17 protein-coding genes and 4 pseudogenes are annotated in these 19,315 nt (G+C 69.8%); 7 read left to right on the top strand and 14 right to left on the bottom strand.

Features of this window, described 5'->3' with window-relative positions; translation table 11 throughout:
- Positions 1 to 609 precede the first annotated feature (609 nt).
- Complete coding sequence (locus ACF1GV_RS41720; protein ID WP_391692276.1) at positions 610 to 978, bottom strand: hypothetical protein; 369 nt, start codon at positions 976 to 978, stop codon at positions 610 to 612.
- A gap of 493 nt (positions 979 to 1,471) precedes the next feature.
- Positions 1,472 to 1,825, bottom strand: a pseudogene (locus ACF1GV_RS41715) (MerR family transcriptional regulator); the annotation flags it as partial.
- Positions 1,826 to 1,921: 96 nt separating this feature from the next.
- Here ACF1GV_RS41715 and ACF1GV_RS41710 point away from each other — a divergent pair.
- Positions 1,922 to 2,392 (top strand): hypothetical protein, encoded by a 471-nt coding sequence (locus ACF1GV_RS41710; RefSeq protein ID WP_391692274.1) that lies wholly within the window; start codon positions 1,922 to 1,924, stop codon positions 2,390 to 2,392.
- A gap of 223 nt (positions 2,393 to 2,615) precedes the next feature.
- On the opposite strand, the pseudogene ACF1GV_RS41705 reads toward ACF1GV_RS41710, so the two are convergent.
- Both ACF1GV_RS41705 and ACF1GV_RS41700 read right to left on the bottom strand, forming a co-directional pair.
- Positions 2,616 to 2,984, bottom strand: a pseudogene (locus tag ACF1GV_RS41705) (transposase); the annotation flags it as partial.
- A 467-nt stretch (positions 2,985 to 3,451) separates the two neighbouring features.
- Positions 3,452 to 4,441 carry an alpha/beta fold hydrolase gene (locus ACF1GV_RS41700; protein WP_391692272.1) on the bottom strand — a complete coding sequence of 330 codons (990 nt, stop codon included), beginning with the start codon at positions 4,439 to 4,441 and terminating at the stop codon, positions 3,452 to 3,454.
- A 142-nt stretch (positions 4,442 to 4,583) separates the two neighbouring features.
- Here ACF1GV_RS41700 and ACF1GV_RS41695 point away from each other — a divergent pair, with 142 nt between their 5' ends.
- Positions 4,584 to 5,210, top strand: coding sequence for a helix-turn-helix domain-containing protein (locus ACF1GV_RS41695; protein ID WP_391692270.1), 627 nt, complete (start codon positions 4,584 to 4,586; stop codon positions 5,208 to 5,210).
- A 595-nt stretch (positions 5,211 to 5,805) separates the two neighbouring features.
- Here the strand turns inward: ACF1GV_RS41695 and ACF1GV_RS41690 are convergent.
- The 3 genes from ACF1GV_RS41690 to ACF1GV_RS41680 form a co-directional block, all read right to left on the bottom strand.
- On the bottom strand, positions 5,806 to 5,949 hold the full coding sequence (locus ACF1GV_RS41690) for a hypothetical protein (RefSeq protein WP_391692268.1): 144 nt from the start codon (positions 5,947 to 5,949) through the stop codon (positions 5,806 to 5,808).
- A gap of 649 nt (positions 5,950 to 6,598) precedes the next feature.
- A complete protein-coding gene (locus ACF1GV_RS41685; protein ID WP_391692266.1) occupies positions 6,599 to 9,127 on the bottom strand; it encodes a tetratricopeptide repeat protein in 2,529 nt (842 codons plus the stop codon).
- 5 nt (positions 9,128 to 9,132) lie between these two features.
- On the bottom strand, positions 9,133 to 9,612 hold the full coding sequence (locus tag ACF1GV_RS41680; RefSeq protein WP_391692264.1) for a hypothetical protein: 480 nt from the start codon (positions 9,610 to 9,612) through the stop codon (positions 9,133 to 9,135).
- A 254-nt stretch (positions 9,613 to 9,866) separates the two neighbouring features.
- On the opposite strand from ACF1GV_RS41680, the pseudogene rpsN reads away from it, so the two are divergent.
- A pseudogene (rpsN, locus tag ACF1GV_RS41675) lies at positions 9,867 to 10,175 on the top strand (30S ribosomal protein S14).
- 217 nt (positions 10,176 to 10,392) lie between these two features.
- On the opposite strand, the gene ACF1GV_RS41670 reads toward rpsN, so the two are convergent.
- From ACF1GV_RS41670 to ACF1GV_RS41650, 5 genes and pseudogenes are all read right to left on the bottom strand, one after another.
- Entirely contained in the window at positions 10,393 to 11,169 is a 777-nt protein-coding gene (locus tag ACF1GV_RS41670; protein WP_391692262.1) for a TIGR03943 family putative permease subunit, read from the bottom strand.
- Positions 11,166 to 12,200, bottom strand: a complete 1,035-nt coding sequence (locus ACF1GV_RS41665; RefSeq protein WP_391692260.1) for a permease — start codon at positions 12,198 to 12,200, stop codon at positions 11,166 to 11,168. The genes ACF1GV_RS41670 and ACF1GV_RS41665 overlap by 4 nt, the downstream gene beginning before the upstream one ends.
- 155 nt (positions 12,201 to 12,355) lie before the next feature.
- Positions 12,356 to 12,853 (bottom strand): TIGR03943 family putative permease subunit, encoded by a 498-nt coding sequence (locus tag ACF1GV_RS41660; protein ID WP_391692257.1) that lies wholly within the window; start codon positions 12,851 to 12,853, stop codon positions 12,356 to 12,358.
- A 20-nt stretch (positions 12,854 to 12,873) separates the two neighbouring features.
- Positions 12,874 to 13,353 (bottom strand): annotated as a pseudogene (locus ACF1GV_RS41655) (transposase); the annotation flags it as partial.
- Between the two features lie 246 nt (positions 13,354 to 13,599).
- Positions 13,600 to 13,887 (bottom strand): hypothetical protein, encoded by a 288-nt coding sequence (locus tag ACF1GV_RS41650; RefSeq protein WP_391692255.1) that lies wholly within the window; start codon positions 13,885 to 13,887, stop codon positions 13,600 to 13,602.
- A 15-nt stretch (positions 13,888 to 13,902) separates the two neighbouring features.
- Between ACF1GV_RS41650 and ACF1GV_RS41645 the strand changes: the two genes are divergently transcribed.
- On the top strand, positions 13,903 to 14,637 hold the full coding sequence (locus tag ACF1GV_RS41645) for a restriction endonuclease (RefSeq protein WP_391692253.1): 735 nt from the start codon (positions 13,903 to 13,905) through the stop codon (positions 14,635 to 14,637).
- Between the two features lie 411 nt (positions 14,638 to 15,048).
- Here ACF1GV_RS41645 and ACF1GV_RS41640 read toward each other — a convergent pair whose 3' ends face one another.
- Positions 15,049 to 15,948 (bottom strand): LysR family transcriptional regulator, encoded by a 900-nt coding sequence (locus ACF1GV_RS41640; protein ID WP_391692251.1) that lies wholly within the window; start codon positions 15,946 to 15,948, stop codon positions 15,049 to 15,051.
- Positions 15,949 to 16,146: 198 nt separating this feature from the next.
- On the opposite strand from ACF1GV_RS41640, the gene ACF1GV_RS41635 reads away from it, so the two are divergent.
- Positions 16,147 to 17,040, top strand: coding sequence for a ketopantoate reductase family protein (locus tag ACF1GV_RS41635; protein WP_391692249.1), 894 nt, complete (start codon positions 16,147 to 16,149; stop codon positions 17,038 to 17,040).
- Positions 17,040 to 17,990, top strand: a complete 951-nt coding sequence (locus tag ACF1GV_RS41630; RefSeq protein ID WP_391692247.1) for a VOC family protein — start codon at positions 17,040 to 17,042, stop codon at positions 17,988 to 17,990. The genes ACF1GV_RS41635 and ACF1GV_RS41630 overlap by 1 nt, the downstream gene beginning before the upstream one ends.
- A 75-nt stretch (positions 17,991 to 18,065) precedes the next feature.
- Here ACF1GV_RS41630 and ACF1GV_RS41625 read toward each other — a convergent pair whose 3' ends face one another.
- Positions 18,066 to 18,701, bottom strand: a complete 636-nt coding sequence (locus ACF1GV_RS41625; protein WP_391692245.1) for an alpha/beta hydrolase — start codon at positions 18,699 to 18,701, stop codon at positions 18,066 to 18,068.
- A 33-nt stretch (positions 18,702 to 18,734) separates the two neighbouring features.
- On the opposite strand from ACF1GV_RS41625, the gene ACF1GV_RS41620 reads away from it, so the two are divergent.
- Entirely contained in the window at positions 18,735 to 19,295 is a 561-nt protein-coding gene (locus tag ACF1GV_RS41620) for a hypothetical protein (RefSeq protein WP_391692243.1), read from the top strand.
- The last annotated feature ends 20 nt before the right edge of the window (positions 19,296 to 19,315 follow it).

Raw genomic sequence — 19,315 nt, 5'->3', positions numbered from 1 at the left:
GTCGAGCGCGTCGACACCGCCGCCCGCGATCAATGCGGCCATGGCGCCCCGCCGAATCCTGGGGGGCTCTGCCGGGTCGCGGCGCAGCGCACGCAGCCGCGGCCGGAAGACGTCGTCGAGCAGGCGGGCATAAAAATGGTCGGCGCGCGCGCACGCGGCCGTGACAAGCCGCTACCCGGGCCCGGACCACGCACGTCGCCCGGGCCCCAGCGGTCCGGGCCCGGCAGACGCCGGTGGTGGTGCGGCGGCGGGGCAGCGGGTGCACCTGCGCCCGCCGCTCCGCTTCTTCTGGACGTCAGCCAGTGCAAAACCCGTGAGCAAGGACGCCGCGCCGCCTCACCACTGCGGATCGCCTAGGGCGGAGTCGAAGTCGGCACTCCGGCGGCGCGTATCCGAGGCCACAAGAGGGTCTGCGGCTCGCACACCGCAGCGCACCGGCTCCCTCGCGAACTCCCTCGCGAACCGGGCCACCGCGGCGCTGCTGCCCGAAGGCCGGCCCCACGCGGGCTCACGGTGCGGTACGGGCCGCACGCCTAGTTGCCTGTCCGGCCGGCCGCGCCGTCGAGCAAGCCTCCGGCCGGTACTCCGGGGTGACCTCGAGATCCGGTTTCAGGCGTCGAGATAGCGGTAATCCCCGTCCGGCAGGCCGATCACCAGGCCACCGTTGTAGACCCTCCACTCGCTCATGCCCTGGACGTCGTGGCTGACCAGAAACAGGCCCCTGGGCCTCGCGTCGAATTCGTCATCCTGATGGGAAGCGGGGATCCGGGCGATACGACGCACCCTCTCCTGGAACCAGTCGAGGGACACCGCGCGGATGTCGCCCCCGTAGAACGCCCACCTGACGTGGTTGTACTGCCGGGCAGGAAAGGCCCAGCCCCCGCTGTACGTGCGCTGCGGGTCGTCCGCCTCCACGATCTCCTTGATCTGCGCCAGCTGTTCGTCGTCACACTGCAGCCATCCCCTGACGGACACCATGGTTGCCACGGCGGTTGCTCCTCATGCGTGCGGCGCGCTGCTGGCGCACGGTCCATGTCCGCTTGCACGCCAGGCGCGCACTGCCCGGTCACGCAAAGGGATTGCCAGGTGGATCAGCCGCCTCGAACGAGAGGCCCCCCTCATCTGGTGAGCCGTCAGGACGTTGCGCTGGGCGATGTCTGTGAACGGCTTCGCGTCTCGCCGAGCCGTGACTCCCTGCGGGCTTCCCAAGCGTGATCGTGGGGTGGCCAGGTTGCTCCGGTACGACGGCCTGGCACCGGCTGCGGGACGCTGTCCGCCCACTCAAGTGCTCGGCCCCCGCCGAGCCGATGGCTCACCTGCCAGGTGAGGTCCTCTGTCCCGATGTGTGTGACTGCGCGCCGTTGGCCGGCCTGCACGCTATGTCAGCCTCGGACCTGCCCGTGGCGGTCTCGTCGGCTGCCTTGGACAGCGGTCGGATTGCACCTGCTCTCGAGGCCACCTCATCCGGGTGACCGGATGCCCGCAGCGGGCATCCGGTGCCGACGCGCTCGGAGAGTTCGGCGCGCAGAGCGGCGAGTTCGGCCATGCGTGCGTCGACGAGCCGGATCTTTTCCTCGAACAGCGCGGACAGCGCTTCCGTGACGTCCGGCGCGCCGCGCAGTTCCTCGCCGGTCCGCGCTATCTCTGCCAGAGAGAATCCGAGTGTCTGTGCGGTACGGACATAGTGCAGCCAGGCCACTGCCTCGGGTGGGAAGTCACGATAGCCGTTGGGCAAACGCCGACCTGCGAGGAGGCCGACCTTCTCGTAGAACCGAAGCGCGTCCCTGGACATCCCCGTATGCGCAGCGAGCTCTCCGATGCGCATACCCGGCGCCCCCCTTCGATGATGTACTTGACCTTGGACCGTACTCCACTGTTTAGCGTGAGGCGTCGCTTACCCCGAACCAGCCGGAGCCTCATCATGATCCGTCTCTGCGCCCCCGCACGGCCCGCCTACCTACGTGTCGTACGCGCGAGCGCCTGGTACGACCTCCTGATCACCGCAGGGTTCATGACACCGTGGACGTATGCGCTGGTCCACGACGCCCTCTCATCATGGGGTGACGCATTCGGATGGGGTGCCCTGCCCGAACTCGATCCCTGGCAGACCCTGTACGCGAATCTGATGGGTTCGGTCGTGGTCGTCTGGGCCACCTTGCGCATCGCCCGGCCGCTGCCGGTACACGGCCTGTTCGACGGCATCGCGCGCATGCTGTTCTCAGCGTGGATGGCGTACGCGTTGGCCCACGGCGTTTCGCGGATACTGTGGCTGTTCTTCGCCGTCGAGGTTGCGTGGGGCGTTGTCCAGCTGGTGCCCTGGCGGCGGAATCGACACGACAACGCCACCTTTGAGCACAACGCCGGGTCGGCCGAACGCTCAGCGGCCGGCTGACGCGCGCGCACCGAACTCGTCCAGGTCGGCGGCGACCCCTACAAGGCGAACAGACCCGCCTGTCCATCGCGCTGCGCCTGCTGTGGCCCAAGCGCACCGAACAGCGGTCCCCGTTCTGGCGGCCCGACTGGCGCATGAGCATGGTCGCCGAAGCATCCGTCCGTCACTGGTCGGTGGCCTTCAGAGCCGTCCAAGACGGGCAGAAGCTCATCGCCCTGCGCCTCGGGCCTGTGAGTTCGCCCCCCTTTCAGCCCGCACGTGAGCGCAGTCGAGGACCACGCGCGAGACGTCGATGAGGCCGGCGTCATCGAGTCGGTGCAGCACCGCCTCGTGCAGCCGGGCCCCACACCCCTGCCTGCGACCAGACCAGGAACCGACGGTGCGCGGTCGACTTCGATATCCCCAAACACGGTGGCAGAGCCCGCCAGACACAACCGCTGACCAGCACGTAGATGATCGCCGCGAACAGCGTCTCATCAGGCGTGTCCTGCGTTCCGCCGCCCTGTGGCCGCACCTTCGACGGTGGGATCAACGGCTTCGCGATCTCCCACAGCCCGTCCGGAACAATCCAACTCCACGTACCCCGCCCCATAGACAGCCCAACGAGCGATCACCACATAGGACACCGTCTAACACCGTGTCCTACATGGTCAGTTGCTCGTTGGCTGGGTCATGGGGAGTGGGCGGTGGCGATGGATCGTGCCAGACGGACTGTGGGAGATCGCCAGGCCTTTGCTGCCGCGCTGACCCTTGAAGTGTGATGTCGGCAGGGGCTGACGATGTGCGATCGGCGCGGTATGCCGGTTGTGAATCTTCGCAAGGTGGGGGGCCAACGCCCGAACGGCAGGCTTTTCGCGAGCGGATCCGGCTGGAGGGCAGAGCGATTCGCTGCCCGTACCTCCAACCCGTACGCTGACCACCCGCCTGGTCCTGCTGCAGGCCGGGCTCCTTGACGAGGCTGACAAGCCCATGGGTTCACCATCTGCGACCAGCCGGCGCCGCCGCTGCCGTCTCGGGCACCGCGCCGGTGCGCGGACTGCTACGGCTGGATTGCCTGGTTCAGGCCTGGAGGGTGGCGAGCCAGTCGGTCAGCAGGCGGTTGACCTCGTCGGGGCGCTCCTGCTGGATCCAGTGGCCGCAACCCTCCAGGAGGTGGGAGGCAGACAAGGCCGGGAGGGTGGTGGGGTAGGCGTCGATGGCGTCGGCCATCCAGGTGGTGGAGGCGTCCAGGGCGCCGCCGACGAACAGGGACGGCTGCTTGATCGGGGCTCCACGGTACGGGGCAAGGTCTTCCCAGTCTCGATCCATGTTGCGGTAGCGGTTGAGTGCGCCCGTGCTCCCTGTGCGTTCGAACTCCCCGGCGTAGACGTCGAGGTCGTCCTCGCTCAGCCAGGCCGGGAGAACTCCCGTGGGGAAGCGGTCGCGCAGTCGGCCGCCGCCGCGGGCGACGAAGTGCGGGTCGGGCTCGCCAGGGGCGGGCATGGTGTCGGCGGACAGGGCCGCGTAGAAGCCCGCGAGCCAGCCGCGGACGTCAGGCTCGATCTCCGCCTCGGCGCGGCCGGGCTCCTGGAAGTAGGAGACGTAGAACTCCTGCTCGGGGCCTCCGATCTGGCCGAAGATGTCGGAGGGGCGGGGGCCGCCGGGCGGCGCGTAGGGGACGCTCAGCAGGCCGACGGCCCGGAAGACCTCGGAGTGGAGCAGAGCGGAGGCGGCGGCGATGTTGGCGCCCCAGTCGTGGCCGACGATCACCGCGTTCTCCTCGCCGAGGGCGCGCACGACGGTGACGTTGTCCTCCACCAGGTCGAGCATCCGGTAGGCGTCGGTTGCCTCCGGCTTGGAGGAGCGGCCGTAGCCGCGCACGTCGATCGCCACTGCCCGGTAGCCGGCCGAGGCGAGGGCCGGGAGCTGGCGGCGCCAGGAGTACCAGGACTCGGGGAAGCCGTGCACGAGCAGGACCAGCGGGCCGGTGCCTTGCTCGACCAGGTGCAGGCGCCCGGCCGGGGCCTCGACGGTGCGGTGGCGGAGCTCGGCGGTCGGCTCGAGCTGCATGGGCTTCTCCTCGGGTTCGCGGCGGACGAGGGCTGCCCATCGATCATGCGGCGAGGCACCCGTTCGACGCGATCAGCCTTGCCGATCTGGCAACCTTGCAGGACAGAGTGGTGGTGCGGCACGGCACGAAGGAACGTTGAAGGTGGCAGTCGATGACGTGGACGGCACGCTGGCCGCGATGGGGCCCCGGTTGCGGGCCGCGCGCGAGCACCGAGGCGCGACGCTCGCCGCGGTCAGCTGCGCGACCGGCATCTCGACCAGCACGCTGTCCCGGATCGAGACCGGCCGACGTAAGCCCACCCTGGAGGTGCTGCTGCAACTGTCGAAGGAGTACGGCATCTCGCTGGACGAACTGGCCGGCACGGCACCCGCCCCCGCGGCCAAGCCGCGCGCTACGGTGCCTCTGAGCTTCGGCGACGACAAAGCGGTGATTCCGTTGACCCAGTACGTCGGCGGCCTGCACGCCCACAAGCACGTCCTGCCCGCCCTCGAGGACCCGCCCGCGCGGCCCCGTCAGGTCTCCCACGACGGCTACGAGTGGCTGTGCGTCCTTTACGGACGACTGTGGCTCGCGCTCGGCGACCAAGACCTCGTCCTGACACCCGGGGACGTCGCCGAGTTCGACACCCGCACCCCGCATGGGGTGGCAAACTCCAGCCCCAGCGGTCCGGTCGAGTACCTGATCATGTTCGGACCGCAAGGCGAGCGTCAACGGCCGCGCACCCCTCCAGCCGCTGCTCGTCGGGACTGGCGACAGAAGGGCTGCTGAGTGAGCAGCTGTGACAAGCTGCGTGCCTTGTCGGTGGCAACCACCCTGCTTCGTTCCGTCTCACTCGCCACGTCATCCGGCTCTACCGGCGGCAACTACCGGGCTCCGACTCACAATTGAGCCGAAGCAGGATAGCTGTCACAAAGGCAGGCTTCCTGTCACCTGCAGGGCTACTGAAGATGGGCGGATGGTCGTGCGTGAGTGAGCCCCACCGCTCCAGTTCGTCCGAGTGGCTGTCGACCGCTGTTGCCCGGGCGGGCCGGCTTCTACCGTCCTCCCCAACGTCCAGCACAAACGGAGCAAAAGAACGAATGCGCTCAGGCGTCTCACGGCAGCGTGCTCGATCCCTCCAGCCGGCGCAGTGCGAGCACGGCCGGCCGAGCTGCGCCGGTGTCGGCGGTCTCGAGGATGGCCACCGCAGGATCGACAACATCATCAGCGCCGTGGCCTGAGCGTTCCGAGCGAGCAGCTGCGGTGTCCGGGGCCGACGACCGGCCCGAAGTGCGGGCCCCTAACGGCGTGAACGCGTGCGGTCATCTCTCCGAGCCGGGCGAAGAACCCCGGCCACAGTTCGCGGGGATAGGTGCCCAGATACTCAGGGGGCGGGCACGCCGGCGAGGTGGCTCTGCACCATCCAGTTCCGCCCGATGACCTCCTGCGACCAGTCGGCGAACAGCACGCGCGGGGCGAGATCGGCGATGGGGGAGAGGTAGGGGACGGTGACGTACTCGCTGCGCATCAGCTCCCGCTCGGAGCTGAACTTCCGTCCTGGACAGGACGGACCTCCGTCACTGTGACCCGGCAGGGGGACGCGTATCCTGACCATGGAAGTGGTCCAGTACCGAACCAATCAGTCGCCGCGGGTCATCGCCACCGACCGAATGGCGGGCGAGTCGGGCTTCGACTCGGGCCCCCTTCCGGGGCGCGAAGATCAACAAAACCTGGACGGATGGGCCGTGCGTGAGGGGATGCTGAGGCAAAGGCCCCAGACCTCGGCTGGACTTGCCCGCGCCGGCTTCTGATGCGAGTCGCGCGATGCGTCCTGACGTATCTCCTCCTCTACGTGGCGACTTGGGCGCTCATCGCCCTCGTGGTCCCTTGGGAGGACTCGTTCAGTCAGGTCCTGGGGATCAGCCTCGGCATGTGTGCCTTCGTCGGCGTCCCGACGCTGGTGCGGCCTCTGTGCGTGGGCGCGAAGGGCCCGCAAGGACCGGGCAAGACGCGTGCACCGTCGTCCGGGTCCTGTTCTCCCGAGGCTACGGCGAAGCGACAAGAAGGTCTCTGTAATCAGAGTGACGCTCGGCCAGGGAGCGGGGTCCTGGGGCTTCGCCGGCCTGGAGGCCGGCGAAGTCGGCCCCGCGGAGAGTGGCTGTGGTCGGGGACGGCCGTCAGTTGGGCCGCCCATTTGAGGCGCGGGCCAGTGCTGCTTGGACTCGTACTTCGGCTTCACGGCGCCGATCGCCAGTCTCTCGAAAGATGCCAGCAGCGGTGGAAAGAGCCTCAATGGCCTCGTCGAGCCTGCGTACCTGACACAGACTGAGCCCGACATTCTTCCAAGCGATGCCTTCGCCGTGGCGGTCGCCCAGCTCCCGGCAAAGCAACGCGTCCTGGGTACCAACGTCAGCAGCCTCCTCGAATCTGCCTTCTTCGGCCAGGGCTTGACCGAGGAGATTCAGCGTAGAGGCCGCACTGCGGCGGTCGCCGATTTCCCGGAAGAGGCTGGCAGCGGTGGTAAGCGGAGTGACGGCCTTGTCGAAACTCCGCTTCTGGAGGAGTAGTTGCCCGAAGTTGGCCAGCGCCATGGCCTCGCATTGAGGGTATCCGATTTCCTTGGAGAGGCGAGCGGCGCCAAGGACGGCGTCGGCGGCCTCGTCGAATTTACGCATTTGGATCAATGCGGCCCCGAGGTTGTTCAGTGCATGCGCCTCCCCATGGGGGTCACCGTATTCACGGAAGAGGGCAACGGCATCAGTGTGCGCCCTGACTCCCTCACTGAACTTGCACGCGCCGATCAGGGCCAGTCCGAGGGTGTCCAGCGTCACGCTCTCTGCGTGGCGGTCGCCCACCTCCCTCCAGTGAGCGAGAACCTCGGTCAAGTAGCCGACGGCATGCTCGGATCCGCCCAGCTTGATTTGGATGGGCCCTAAGATGCCCAGTACCCGGGCTCCGCCGAGGCTGTCTCCTATATCCCCGAAAAGATCTGCAGCATCGGTGAGGACGTTGACGGCTTCCACGAATTTCTCCAGGGACGCCAAAGCCTGTCCGAGATTGCTCAACGTCACGGCTTCTGCGTGGCGGTCTCCGGCCTCACGGCAGAGATCGAGAACCGCCGTGAAGGTGTCGACAGCTTCTTTGAACCTGCCTGCACGGATGAGGGCACGCCCTAGACCATCGAGCGCTGCCTTCTCGTTGGGACGGTCTCCGGCCTCACGGCAGATGGCAATGGCGACAGTACTGAGGTTGATCCAGTCGTTGGTGTGGCGGCGCAGGTCGAAGAACGTGCCAAGAGCCAGCGCGAGTCCCGTCGCGGCGGGGTGGTGCACAGGGGCGGCCGTGGCGGCGGCGACGAGGTTCCTCTGCTCGGCATCCAGCCACTCCAGTGCCTGATCGCGGTCGGTGAAGTCGTCCGGGAGGGGCAAGCCCGGCGTTGTCAGCAGGTGGATGTCGGCGGCCTGAGCCGTAGTGAGGTAGTGGTCGAGCAGGCGCGCCAGCGCCGCATCCCTGCCGTCGTCAGCAGCGCGGGCATGGCCGACCTCGTCCGCGAAGAGCCGGACCAGGTCGTGCATCCGCCAGCGGCCCCAGACCCGCCCGGGCTCGACCAGGTGCGCGTCGGCCAGGTGTTGCAGCAGTTCTTCGACCCTGTCCGTGTCGGTTCCGGCAAGGTGGGTGGCGGCTTCGGTGGACAGGTCGGGGCCGGGGTTGAGAGGCAGCAGCCGGAACAGTCGAGCGTGATCACCGTCGAGGAGTCGGTAGGACAGGTCGAAGGCGGCCCGTACGGCCCGGTCGGGGCGGCTCAGCTTGTCCAAGCGGGTGTGCTCGGCCTGAAGGGCGGTGGCCAGGGAGGCCGCGGGACGGGTAGGCACGGCCGCCAGGAGGGCGGCGGCGATACGCAGGGCCAGCGGCAGGCCCTCACACAGACGGGCAATCCTCGTGGCCGCTTCCGGATCGTCGGCAAACCGGGTGTCGCCGTCTCCACGGGCGTGTCGTAGCGCCTGGTCGAGCACGGCGATGGAGGCCGACTCCGCGAGGACGTTGAGGTCGTGGAGGCGGGCGTCGAGTCCGTCGAGGGTGTGGCGGGAGGTGACAAGGGCAGCGGTCACGCCATCGGTGGGCAGCAGCGGGCGGGCCTGCTCGGCGGTGAAGGCGTTGTCGATGACCACCAGGATCCGCTGCTGGTGTTCGGCGTAGGCGGCCAGCACGCTGCGGTACAGCCGCTGCCGGTCCTGGAGACCGTTGGGTATGTGATCGCCGGGCACGCCCAGTGCATGCAGCAGGCCTTCCAGGGCCCGCTCGGGAGACAGACGGCGCTCGGGGTCATAGCCGGACAGGTCGGTGAAGAGCACCCCGCCGGGGAACCAGCCCGGCTTCTTGCGGGCCCGGGCGGCGGTCTGGACGGCCAGTTCGGTCTTGCCGATGCCGGCCAGACCGGACACGGCGGTCACCAGCACTGCCTGCCCGGCGCCCGTGCCGCTTTCGCCTGGGGCCAGGTCCTTCAGCAGCCGGTCGACGTCCTGGTCGCGGCCGGTGAAAGTGGCAGAGGGGGCGGGCAGGCCGGACAGGGCCGGGGTGATCTGCGGCGGCAGTTGCACGGTGATGTCCCGGCCCTGGATGACCGCGTGGAAGAAGATCCCGCCGCTGATCGTGTTGTCGACCCGGCCATCCGCGGCGCCCTCGTGTGCTGCCTCTGTCTGCCCCATGCCAGTCAACCCCGCACTGGTGGGAAGGTGCTGTCGCCGTCGTCGGTATCGGCCGTCGGCTGCGCGGCAGGCGCGGGGGGCGCAGGAGGTGGGGTGGTGAAGGACAGGCCGGAGAAGTCCCGGCCCTGCAGCACCGGCCCGTGCTGGGTACCGCCGCTGATGGTGTTGTGGACCGTGCTGTCGCCGGTGCTCACCAGCTTGGCCTGCTCTTGCCAGGCTGCAAGACCGTTGCGGAAGGCCGTATCCAGCGCGGCCCGCACCGCGAGTGCGGTGCTCAGCGCCTGCGCATACTGCTGGTCGGCCGGATCCTGTGCCAGCCGCGCAAGCTCCGCCTCCCCGGAACTGACCACCGGTGCCTCTTCACCGGCATTGCGGCGGAACGGCCGCCGTACCAGAGCCGTTAACCCCGCCCAGGCCTGCTGCCCGAGCTCCCCGCCAGCCCCGCCCGCCAGCGCCGCCAGCAGCCCTACCGATACTGGGTCCACTCCGCACCACCTTCACCTTCCGTAATGAGGTTGTCACTAGGAAGGACGAGCGGGAAGGAAGCGGTAGTTCCCACCCGTCGCCAGGCGTCCGCCTCTTGGCGCCAGACTGTCCCTCTTCCTGGGCGCCACGGCCCGCGCCCGCAGGTCAGACCGGGGCAGCACTGCGCCGCGCGGTACGGCAGCTGGGTTGAGGGGTGCCGGGCGACGTCGGTGCCGCATGTCGAGCATGCCACGGTGCCCGGGACCGCCGGTTCATGATCAGGTGGCGTGGTGTCCGGGTCGTCGCCAAAGTGGTGGCCGACCCGGCGCGTCGACAGCGCTGCTGGACGTTTTGGCTGAAGGCCGTCATCTCGTCGACCCGCAGCTCAGAGGACGAGCGCGCCGCCGCCCAACGGAACTGCGCCGGCAGCCCCGCGACGCCGGCGCGACCCGGCTGCGCAACCGGGACGCCGTGGACGGGCGCCCCCCGCGGTCACCTCCGCGCCTTCGGCTTGTCCCGCATCCGGGTACGCATGATGGCCCACGCCGTCGAACTGCCCGGCGTGACCAAGAGCAGTGGGTGAGCGACGTTCGATCCGCTCACGCAGCGAGCTTCCGGGGCCGCCGCACCGCCCGCACCGGCGGTGCGGGCGGTGCGGCGGGTTTTGCGGGGGCCGGTGCTCCGCGTGGCCGGCCGTCGGCGTCGCCGTGCGGCACGCGGGTGCGGGCCTGCCCGCCGTCTCGCGGTGTCCACGCCCACGAAGAATCAGCACGCCTGGGGCGGCGAGTGGGCTGGCATCTCTAGCGCTGAGCGTGCCTCGTAGGGATGAGCGGAAGGGCGTCGGTGTACGCGTTCACCGGCTTGGCGACCTTCTCCACGGAACGGGCGTCGAGGGCGGCGGGCGCGGAGCCCGTGCCCAGGGTGCCGCCCGGGTGCCAGGTGCCCGTGACGGCCACCCAGGTGTTGGCGGGCGGCGCGGGGGTGCCGTGGATCCGTACCTTCACGGACTGGGCGTCCGCCGCGCAGCAGGAGATGATGATCCGGTTCAGGAACCAGCCGCCGCCCTGCTCGCCGGCGGTGGCAAAACCGATCATCCGGACCGTTCGCCCCTTGATGGCCCGCGTGCGGTCCTGCTGCACACGGCGGATGAAGTCGCTCAGGGTGATGGGCAGTGGCGAGGCCGGGGGCAACGGGTCGAATTCGTCCTGCTGAGCCACGGCCTCGGACGGCTGGCGGGAGGCCGTGTACGCGCCGAGAGCGGGCGGGGCGTAGAACAACAGGCTCAACGCCGGCAGGAACAGCAGCCACGCGGCACGCGGCGCCCCGGAGTGGTGGTGCCCGTGGCCGGTGTCCACCTGGCCGGTGTCCACCTGGCCGGTGTGTCCGTCGTCCCGGCGCTGCCGCACGTACGAGACCGCGTCCGCCACGCCGAGCAGGACCAGCAGGACGCCGGAGGCGATGAGCAGCGGGCGCATCCCTTCCTTGACGTAGCGCAGGTACAGGTCGGTGACGAGGGCGATGTGGAGCAGGCCGGCGCCGGTGAGGACGAGCAAGGTCGTCTGAAGCGGGCGTCTCACAGCAGGGCTCCTCCGATCAGCGCGCCGGCGAGCATCGCCACGACCACCGTGGCGGCGGAGAACCGGATCGCGAAGGCCCGGCCGAAAGTGCCCGCCTGCAGCGCGATCAGCTTCAGGTCGACCATCGGGCCGACCACCATGAACGTCAGCCGGGCGACCGGTGAGAACCCGCTCAGCGAGGCCGCCACGAACGCGTCCGCCTCCGAGCACACCGCCAGCACGATCGCCAGCCCGGCGAGGAACAGCACCGACAGCCAGGGCGACCCGGAGAACGCCTCCAGCACGGACCGGGGCACCGCCACGTTGAACGTCGCCGCCGCCATCGCACCCACCACCAGGAAACCGCCCGCATGCAGGAAGTCGTGCTGGAACCCGGCTCGGAACTCCCGCCACCGACTCCCACCCGCCCGATGGCCACTGTGCCGCGCGACCGGCCGCAGCCACTCGGTCCGCCCGAGCCACAGCCAGAGCCAGCCCATCACCGACGCCGTGGCGAGCGAGGCCAGCAGCCGCGCGGCGACCATGGCCGGGTGGCCCGGGAAGGCAACCGCGGTGGCCGTCAGCACCACCGGGTTGATCGCGGGCGCCGACAGCAGGAACGCGAACGCGGCCGCAGGTGTGACACCCCGCCCGATCAGACTGTGCGCCACCGGCACCGACGCACACTCGCAGCCCGGCAACACGGCTCCCGCCACACCGGCCACCGGCACCGCGAGGGCCGGCCGGCGTGGCAGTACACGAGCGAACACCCGGTCCGGCACGAACGCATTGATGGCACCCGACAGGGCCGTGCCCAACAGGAGGAAGGGCAGCGCCTGCACGGTCACGGCGAGGAACACGGTCCGCCACGCCTGCATCGCGGGCGTCTGCATCCACCGGCCCCCGAAGTAGAGCAGCGTGCCCGGAACGACGGCCGCCCCCAGCAACACCAACGGCCAGAACCGGAGCCAGAAGGAAACGGGGTCGTCCCCCGCCGCTCCCTCCGCGCCGGCGGCCTGGACCTCCACGGCCCGTTCATCTGTCGACTGCATGCCCCCCCCATCTGTCACATGTCGAAGTCAACATAACGGGTGCCGACGGCCCGGCGATCGGCGCCTCAGGGGCGGCCCTCACTCACCGCGCCACGCGCACAGGCGCCCGCGCGCCCGTGCGCCCGTTCCGCCGGTGCAAGTGCAAGGCGGACCGTTCACTGGCCCCCGCTCTCGTCGTACGGATCACGCGGTGCCGGCACCGGCTTCGCCTCGGTGGCCTGCAGGTACGGGATCGGGCGATCGTTCACCGGGTCCTTGGTCCGCTTCGGGGTGTAGGTGCCCGTCACCCGCGGCCAGGTGTCCGGTTGCAGAACCGGGGGGACGTTGCCCATCAGGGCGATCTTCACCGGCTGTGCGTCCGCGGCGCAGCAGTTCAGGGACATGCGGACCAGGAACGGTGTGCCCTTCGCGTCCAGGGCGACGAAGCCCGTGATCCGCACTTTTCGGTTGCGCAGGGACCGGCCGTGGTCGTACACCGCGCGGCCCGCGTAGTCGACCAGGCTGATCGGCAGGCGGTCGGAGGCCGGAAGACGCGCGTAGCCGTAGGGCTGCTGCAACGCCGTACCGGCGCGCATCGCGCTGAAGGAGCCGAGTGCCGGCGGCGCCACCAGGATGGACGCCGCCGCGCTCACCAAGCTGGCCAAGACCCGCAACGTGCTGCAGCACTATGGACTTACCGACAGTGCTCGCGCCGTCGAGGTCCTGGACGGCAGTCGCGGAGGATCTTCCAGCCCTTCATGCGGGCGAAGGTGTGCTCGACGCCGGCACGGACCTTGCGATGCGAGCGGTTGTGCTCCTGCTTCCAGGCCGGAAGTTCCGCCTCCCCGGCTTCACGGCGGTGCGGGATGATCAGACCCGTACCGCGGTAGCCGCCATCGGCGATCACTGTTGTGTGGCCGACGGCGGCTTTCGCTCCGGACAGTTGCCAGGCCTTGCAGTCGTCGCGGTTGCCGGGCAGGGGCCGGCCGATCGTGACTACGAGGCGGGTGTCGGCGTCGATGACGACTTGGTGGCTGGTGGAGTATCGGTAGTTCTTCGACTGCTCGGCGATCGTGTGGTAACGGGTGGGGACCAGGGTGCCGTCCACGATGAGGACGGTGTCCTTGCGGAACCGCCGACGCGGCCGAAGCGCGAGGAGGGGCCCAAGGTGGTTGCCCACGGCACCCATGCCGGAGGCGCCGGCACAGCACCCGATGCAGTGTCTGCCATCGAACCGCCGCGATGGCTGAATCCCGCCATGTCATCACGCCCTGGGAGGAGTTGAAGCCGCGGAACGCTGATCCATTGTCAGTGGTGCCTGCCAGCATGGTTGGTCGGTTCGGCAGGCTTCGAGGAGGGGGAGAAGGCACGTGCCTTACGTCAGGAAGTACGTGCGGTCCGACGGGACTCATGTGCGCGGCTACTCGCGGTGGGCGTCGGGCGCGCGCCGGGAGATGACGCTGTTAGCCGTGGTCGCGGTGGCTGTGATCGGAATGGGCTCGAGCATCACGTCGGCAGGCGGCGCCGACGGCGGCGCGGCCCGGCCGCAGCCTGCGGTGAAGTACCCGATCTGGTTCGAGGACATCACCGCCGGCCGGGCCGGGGCACGCCCGCAGCCCACCGTGTCGTATCCGGTCAGGTTCGACACCCCGACGCGGAAGCCGGTGGTGCCCCGGCCCACCGTGTCGTACCCGATCGACTTCTCCACGATGGGCTCCGGCCGGTGACCCGCCGCCCGCCCGCCCGTCGCACCTCTGCCCGACGCTCTCCCGTTCGGCGCCCGCGCCGTACCTCCGCCTCCACGCGCCGGCGCCGGCAGCAGGAATCGCAGCTCATTGCTCTCGGCGTGACCGTGCTCGTCGGGATCGCCGTGGTGGTCGCCGTTGTGCAGTGGCTGCTCGTCCACTGGTGGCTGCTGGTCCTGGCCGCCGCCGTGGCGATCCTGGCCGGCGTCCTGTGGTGGCAGCGCAGGACGCAGCAGGCGCAGTGGGAGCAGGTACGAACGCAGGCGCTGCGGTACGGCCTGGCGCAGCTGGACGCGCTGGGCCACCGGGACTTCGAGTACGCCGTGCGCGACTTGATGCGCCGGGACGGCTGCGCGGACGCCGTCCAGGTCGGCGGCCAAGGCGACCTCGGCGCCGACGTGAAGGCCACCGACCCCTACGGCCGGCTGTGGGTCATCCAGTGCAAGCACCGGCGTCACGGCGACCGCGGCGCCGCCGTCGGCACCCCCGAACTCCAGGTCCTCAACGGCACCGCCCGGCCCGTCCACCGCGCCGACGTCGTCGTCATGGTCACCAACAGCCGCATCACCCAGCCCGGCCGAAACTTCGCCCAGCAGCAGCGCATCCATCTGGTCGACCGCCGCGTCCTCGCGGACTGGGCTGCAGGCTCGAGGCCGCTGTGGGAACTACTGCGCGCAGTCCCTCCGCCTCGTCGTCCGTCGGCCCTTTCCTGACAGGCTCTGCTGTCGGAGGGCGCACCGCCTGCGCGAGGCTGCCAGCGAGATCGTCGATGACTTCACCGACGGTGTCTTCGCCGAAGGTATCCTCGCACGGCTCGCCCGCGTCCGTGCCGGTCAGCGCGGTGACCGGGACGACGTTGGCTTTTCCCCCAGCGTCGCACAGCGTCGCGGGACGGAGACTTCTCCCCACCGGAATGGGCGGAATGTCGTAGGTGGCGGACCAGGACGTAGCTCAAACCCCACCGTGCCACCGTAGACGAGCGCCGGAGCCGCTGTGGAAGAGAAGGGCGGCATCGGCGTGATCAAATGCGGGGAATTACGAAGCTGCGCACAGTCCGCCCTCCGGACCCCGCTGAGGGGAACGCCTCCTCCGCTGCCAGACAACGCGACCTGCCGATCGCGGCTTCATTGACCCGTCAGGCGGGCGCAGCGCTGGGCGACGGTTTCGGCGAAGGCGCGGGCCAGCGGGGAAAGGGCGTCCCAACGGCGGACGGCCCAGCCCGCGGTGAGAGCGGGGAGGGCGGGGATCGGGATCAGCCGCAGGTCGGGGTGGCCGGGGCCGGTCCACTCGGGCAGGGTCGGGACGACCGCGTGACCGAGCCCGAGCTCGGCCAGCAAGATCGCGGTGTCCCAGTCGGTGACGCTGGTGTCGAAGACCGGCCGGATGCCCGATTTGGCGAGCCACGTGCCGAGTTGGGTGCGCGCCGTCGAGTTCTCGGGCAGGCCGATGAGCCGGGCGTCCTGCAGGTCTGCGGGCTCGATGAATGGCTTGGCGGCGAGCGGGTCGCCGGCCGTGACGGCAAGTGACCAGGGCAGGTGGACGACGGGGTGCTGCTCGACGGCACCGCCGGTCGGCCGCAGGGTGATCCAGGCGAGGTCCACCGCACCGGCGGCGAGCGCGTCGAAACAGCCACGGCTGGATGTCTCGGTCTGGAACTCGAGGCTGGCCCGCGGGAAGCGCCGGCGGAAGTCGACCACGGCGGCGGCCATGAAGTGCCGGACGGTCGTGGCACCGGTGGTGACTCGTACCGATCCGCCCTCCGCGCGGGCGAGTTCCTCGATCCGGCGCACGGCCTGGTCGATGCGCCCCAGGCCCTCGGTCACCGCCGTGTACAGCAGCTGCCCCGCCGGGGTCGGCGCCACCCCGCGCGGGTGGCGTTCGAGCAAGCTGAGCCCCAGCTCCCGCTCGAGTCGCTTCACGTGCTGGCTGACCGCCGACTGTGTGCAGCCGAGGCCACGAGCGGCGGCGCTCAGCGAACCGGTTCGGCAGACCGTGGCGAAGACACGGAGATCGTCAAGTGTCACACCCAAGCTTAGGCTTGAGTGTCCCCCAGTAAACCCGTGGATTGACTTGTATCGTGCCGGGTTTGATCATCGTTTGCGGGCCCAGGGCGGCAACCCGCCTGCTGTCTCGACCGCGATCCGGACGCGATCCCGACACGGGCGGGTGCCGACCCGCCACGGGCCCGACCGGCTTCCCGGCCTTTCAGGACAGGAGCACTCATGAGCAAACCCAAGCTGACAGTGGCGGTTCTCGGCCCAGGTGGCGTCGGCGGCCTGATCGGCGCATTGCTCGCCCGCGCCGGACACCGCGTCATCTGCCTGGCCGGCGAGCAGACCGTCGCCGTACTGCGCCAGGACGGGCTGCGCGTCGACAGCGGCCAGTACGGGGCGTTCACCACGGCGGCGGAGGCCGACATCAAGCTGCGCGAGCCGGTGGACGCGCTCTTCGTGACGGTCAAGCGGACCGCGCTCGCCGAGGCGCTCGACCGCACCCCGGCCGAGGTGGTCGGCGCGGCGATGGTGGTCCCGCTGCTCAACGGCATCGACCACCTCGCCGTACTGCGCGAGCGCTTCCCCTCGGGCCGGGTCGTCGCGGGCACCGTCCGGGTCGAAGCCACCCGCACCTCGCCCGGCCGCATCGCCCACACCAGCCCTTTCGCCCACCTCGAACTCGCCGCCCCGGTAGAGGAGTTCGCAGAGCTGCTGCGGCAGGCTGGCCTGGGCGTGACCGTACGCGAGGACGAGAACGCGATGCTCTGGGACAAGCTGGCCTTCCTCGCCGCGTTCGCTCTGCTGACCACCCGCCACCAAGCCGACGCCGGCGCCGTCCGCAGTCGGCACCGCCCCGAACTGCTCGCCGTCCTCAACGAGATCGCGGCCGTGGCCCGCGCCGCCGACGCGCCGGTGACCGCCGAGGGCTTGCTCTCCTTCTTCGACCGTGTCCCGGAGACGATGAAGTCCTCGATGCAGCGCGACGCCGATGCCGACCGGCCGCTCGAACTCGACGCCATCGGCGGGGCCGTCCTACGTGCCGGAGCCGCCCACGGCATCGCCACCCCGGCCATCGCCCGGTTGGTCGCCAAGGTGGCGCAGTCGGCAGAGCGGGTGGCGTGATGAAGCGTTCCGCCGCCACGCAGTGGCCCCGGGTCGAGGCGTTTCTGTGCGCCCGCGGGGCCGACCGGATGCCCCACCCGGGCGGGACGCTCCTGGACCACCTGCGCAGGGTCGCCCGCCTGCTCTCGACCTGGGGTGCCGAGCCGGCCATCCAGCTCGCGGGGCTGTGCCACGCCGCGTACGGGACGGACGGATTCGACGGGTCGCTCCTGGGCACCGCCGAGCGCGACGTGCTCACCGAACTGATCGGCGACCGTGCGGAGGCCCTGGTGTACTTGTACGCGAGCTGCGACCGGGCGGCCGTCTACCCACGCCTGGTCGCCGGGCGCCCCGTGGTCTTCCGTGACCGCTTCACGAGCCGCGAACACACACCGGCCGAGGCGGACGCACGCGCCATTCTGGAGATCACGGCCGCCAACGAACTCGACGTGCTGGCTCACAACGCCGGGCTGGCCGAACGCCACGGCCCGGCCGTGTACCGCCTGTTCGTTCGCTCACGCGATCTGCTGTCCGCCCCTGCGTGGGAAGCCTGCGCCGAGCAGCTCGCCCGGTACACCCCCGAGCCGGGGATCGTGATCAGCGGCCTGGACCACCTGGTGTTGACCGTCACCGACGTCGAGCGGACCATCGCCTTCTACCGGCGGGTCCTCGGCATGCGGCCCGTCACCTTCGGGGACGGGCGCCGCGCGCTGTCCTTCGGCAGCAACAAGATCAACCTTCACCGGGCCGGCGGCGAACTCCTCCCCCACGCCGCCCGCCCGACCCCCGGCAGCGCGGACCTCTGCCTCGTCACCGAGACCCCGCAGGAACAGGTGCTGGCCCACCTGGCCGCCTGCGGCGTACCCGTGGAGGAGGGCCGCGTACCGCGCACCGGCGCCCTCGGCCCGATTCTCAGCACCTACCTGCGCGATCCGGACGGCAACCTGGTCGAAGTTTCCACCTACACCTGAGCAGGCCGCAGGACGAGCGCTGCAGGGGCACGAACCTCACCGCGTCGTCGTCCCTGGGCGTGTGTCGGAAGTGGATCAGGTCGTAGTTGCGAGTTCGACGAGGTGCCGGGCTGTGCCGGCAGGATCGATGATCTGGTGGAGGTGTGCGCCAGGCAGGTGTGCCACACGCCAGCCGCGTTCGCGCGCCTCAACGGCACAGTCGTCGTACGGAGGGCCGAACAGCAAATAGGAGCAGGGATGGTCGTCCCAGCCGTCGGGGACCGGGATGTGCTGCTCGTAGTAGGACAGCGGCAGGGTGGGCTGCTCGTCGACGACTGTCTGTCGCATCACCGGTTCGGAGAACATGGGGGCGACGTCTGCCTCGTCCCACCAGTCGGTCCAGCGTGGCAGCCTGCCGTTCACGGCCATCGGGCGAAGGAACTCCAGCAACTCGGCTGAGGCGACGGGGGTCGGGCCGATCCGGGCCGGCAGTGCGGCATCGACGAAGATCGAGTTGGTCACCGGATGGTCGAGGCCCGAGCGGATCGCCGGGAGAAACAGGCCGGCGTTGCTGTGCGCCACCAACGCGACGGGGCTGCCGACCAGGACCTGCCGGAGGTCGTCGCGGACGGCGTTGACGATGCGGGGCCAGAAGGGCGGAGCACCGATGCCTACGTTCAGCAGGGACGGCACCCGTACCTGGTATCCCGCCGCCGTCAGGTGTTCGGCCACAGGGTGCCAGGTTGAGGGGCCCACGGACGGACTGTGAACGAGAACGAATACTGGCTGCATGTGATGATCCTGTCGCCCATGCCATCGGAGCCGCGACCGTCTTGGCCGACAGCAGAACGCTCGGCAGGCGCGGTCGCGATGTCCTGGTATCGCCGCTCTGGCAGGTCATCCAGCCACTCACCCGAGCAGCTGCTGAGCAGCAGCGATCGCCTGCTTCTCACCCTCAGCCGAGCTACCGGTGAACTGGATGCGCGACTCCAGATGACGACCAGCTCCATCGAACTGATGGAGCACGGCGCACCAACGCTTGTGTGTCTGCCAGTCGTCGCCGCTGCAATCCTCAGGGAACGCCGCGGTGACGGAGGCGAAGAACTGGCCGCCCCGCCATCGCCCGATGGTGGTCGTTCAATACTCAGGCTCGTGCGCTGCCTGCGACAACACCCGATGACGCCAGATCCCCGCAACGGCACCCAGCAGGATTTCCACCGAGTTCCGCAGACCGGGGATCAGAAACAGCCACTGAGCTTGTTCTTTAACCTCCGTCCGGCCCTGGCATGGTGGCTGGCAGGCCTGAGCATGAGCGGGCAGGCCTGAGCATGAGCGGTCGAATCGGG

The sequence above is a fragment of the Streptomyces sp. NPDC014006 genome, assembly GCF_043088925.1.
GTDB lineage: Bacteria > Actinomycetota > Actinomycetes > Streptomycetales > Streptomycetaceae > Streptomyces.
The sequence above is the reverse complement of the archived record's forward strand: the minus strand, read 5'-3'. Positions and strand labels throughout refer to the sequence as shown.